This is a genomic window from Pseudomonadota bacterium (assembly GCA_010028905.1).
Lineage (GTDB): Bacteria > Vulcanimicrobiota > Xenobia > RGZZ01 > RGZZ01 > RGZZ01.
In genome coordinates, this window is sequence record RGZZ01000542.1 from 1 (window position 1) to 3,097 (window position 3,097).

The 3,097-nt window shown below is 68.6% G+C and carries 2 protein-coding genes; both read left to right on the plus strand.

The annotated features are described in order from the left end of the window. On the plus strand, positions 1-1,161 hold a 1,161-nt coding region (locus EB084_22540; GenBank protein NDD31043.1), incomplete at its 5' end, for a DEAD/DEAH box helicase. Positions 1,162-1,283: 122 nt separating this feature from the next. After that, positions 1,284-2,102, plus strand: coding sequence for an Fpg/Nei family DNA glycosylase (locus EB084_22545; protein ID NDD31044.1), 819 nt, complete (start codon positions 1,284-1,286; stop codon positions 2,100-2,102). The last annotated feature ends 995 nt before the right edge of the window (positions 2,103-3,097 follow it).

Sequence of the window (3,097 nt, forward strand, 5' to 3'; positions counted from 1 at the left end):
CAGCTGCAGGGGGCGTCGGTTCCCGCATCGGCGCTCGAGACGCTTGTCTTCGCGTCGCGGGTCGATGGATACGTGCCGTCGCTGCTCGACGAGCTGTGCGCGGCGGGCGAGGTCGTGTGGACGGGGCACGGATCCATCGGCGCCGACGACGGCTGGGTGCGGCTCTACCTTGCCGAAGACGCCGATCTGCTGCGCCCGGTCGAAGCGCCGGCGGTGCTGTCGGCCCTGGCGCGGCGGGTGCTTGCGGTGCTCGAGCAGGGCGGGGCCACGTTCTTTCGTCGCATCGTCGATGGGGTGATGCGCGACGGTGGCGAAGGGGCTCTCACCGACGCCGACGTGCTGGCCGCGCTGTGGGAGGCGGTGTGGGCAGGGCGGGTGAGCAACGATACCCTGGGGCCGTTGCGCGCCTATCTCTCGTCCGGGGCCTCGTCGTCTGCGCGCCGGACATCACGCCACGGCCGGCGCGGACCGGCGCTGCCCTCGCGTATGGGCCCGCCCGCGGGCGCGGGGCGCTGGTGGGCCCTCGAGCCACCCCAGGGCGAGGCCACCCGCCGATCGAAGGCCCTGGCCGATCAGCTGCTGGCGCGCCACGGGGTGGTGACCCGGGGCGCGGTGCAGAGCGAAGAGGTGGCGGGCGGCTTCGCAGGCGTCTATGACGTGCTGTCGGCCTTCGAGGCCAGCGGGCGCTGCCGTCGCGGCTACTTCGTCGAGGGGCTGGGGGCGTCGCAGTTCGCGGCCCAGGGCGCGGTTGATCGTCTGCGCGCGGTGGGGGAGGGAGACGGTGCGGCGCTGCTGCTGGCGGCCACCGATCCGGCCAACCCCTACGGCGCCGCCCTGCCTTGGCCCGACGCGGGCGACGAGGGGCATCGGCCGGGCCGCAAAGCAGGGGCGGTGGTCATGCTGCGCGATGGCGCGCTCGTGATGTACCTCGAGCGTGGCGGGCGCACGGCTCTCGTGTTCACCGACGACGTTGACGCCCTGGCCGCGGCGGCCAGCGGGCTGGCACAGGCGGGGAGAGACGGACGCGTGGGGCGCATTGTCATCGAGCGCGTGCGGGGCGAGTCGATCTTCGGAACGCCGCTGGGTGCCGCGCTGCGGGCCGCGGGGCTGCGAGAGACCCACCGCGGGCTGCAGCTGGGAGGCGGTGCGGGGGGTGTGTAGGCGGCGATGGACGTGCGATGCAGCGACCCATAGCGGTTTCTTCCACGCAGTGACAGAGGGATGTCAGAGGCTGGCCGTTCGCCTCTCTGGCGCAATTGCCGCTGTGCGAGGAGGAGGTGCCGATGCCTGAGGGCGATACGGTGTTCCAGGTGGCGCACACCCTCGATCAGGCGCTGCGCGGGCAGATCGTTCGACGCAGCCAGTTCCGCGTACCGCGTCTGGCGGTGGCCGACCTCTCGGGGCAGATCGTCGCGGGTTGCGCGCCCCGCGGCAAGCACCTGCTGCTGCGCACCGATGCGGGGCGCACGTTGCACACCCATCTGATGATGCACGGCAGCTGGGTTCTGCAGAAGCCAGGAGGGCGGTGGCGCGGCGGTCCGGGCCACGAGGTCCGGGTGGTGCTCGAGACCGACGCGTGGGTCGCCCTGGGCTTTCGCCTCGGCGTGGTCGAGCTGTTCGACACCACCGAAGAGGCAGCGCGCCTGGGGCACCTCGGTCCGGATCTCCTGGGTTCTGACTGGGACGCCGCAGAGGCCGCGCGTCGCCTGCGCCGGCGCCCCGAGCGCGCCATCAGCGAGGCGCTGCTCGACCAGACGTGCCTCGCGGGCATCGGCAACATCTACAAGAGCGAGACCCTGTTTCTCGAGGGCATCCACCCGCTGCGACCGGTTTCGCAGATCGAGGAAGGGGCGCTCGACGCCGTGGTGGCCCGCGCGCACCGGCTGCTGCACTTCGCCGTCAAGCACGGGCGGCAGTTCACCACCGGGATGTACCGCGAGCGCTTCTACGTCTTCGAGCGCACCGGGAGGCCGTGCCGACGCTGTCGAACCCCCATTGCCGAGCGTCGCGGCCCGCCTGTGGGCGTGTCGCGCATCACCGATCCGGACATCGATCGGGCCGCGCGCATCACCTACTGGTGCCCGAGGTGTCAGCCGGAGTAGGGCAGGCGGGTGGGAGGCGGCAGGGCCAGGGTGTGTGCGGGACATCTTCGAGGGGCTCAAGGTCACTGCGTCGGGTGTGCTCGGCGACCGATTGTTCAGCGCTGTGGTCGCGCGGGCGATTGCGTCGCCTCAGGGGCGAGATGCCGAAGACTCGTGGCGAGAACGCGACGTGTGTCGACCGTGTTCACGTTCTGTCTGAGAGTCTCACACTGCGGGAGCTTTGCGGCCACGGCGGTCACGTCCTGGGTGGTGCTGAGTGCCAGGCTTCACGCCACGGGTCGCGCCGCAACGTGTTCACAGATGAATACCGGACATCTCGCTTTTTCAGGCGTTTTTTTTGTGAACACGTCGGATTGAGGGCGGGGATTGAGCTTCGGTCTGCTCACGTACTGCTTCGGTCTGCTCACGTACTGCTTCGGTCTGCTCACGCACTGCTTCGGTCTGCTCACGTACTGCTTCGGTCTGCTCACGTACTGCCACAACTGTGGCACTACATGCGGGGTACTGTCCACATCTGTGGCAGTACGCAACGTGCGTGCCAGGTACTGCCCACTATCGTGGCAGTACGCGAGGCACGCCCTCCCTGTCTGACCGCACAGGTCGTGGTTGGTGACTGACCCGTTGAGTTTGAACGCCCCCGATGAGCACAACCCACTCAATTCCACCTTGCTAAGTCTGGTTGCCCATGTTCGGTACGTCATTCACATTGCAACGACGCTGCGTTATGAGCACTGAATGCTTCCCTTCGCTTCATCGCCTGACGTCGGGAGAATGCGTGTCTCTCTCCGCTTACTTCCGTAGAACGAATCTGCGGTATGGCTTTCGCATCAGTAACCCGCCATCGCACTCGTGAGCCGTGGCTGCGGTCCTTGCCCACGAGTCAGATGGGGTGTCCCCCACTGTATCGTGGTGGACATTGGCTTGTCCCCCACGGTGTCGCGGTGGACACGGTGCCGCGCTTGCCTGTGGAGCCTGCCAGTAAGGTTGTCTCCCAC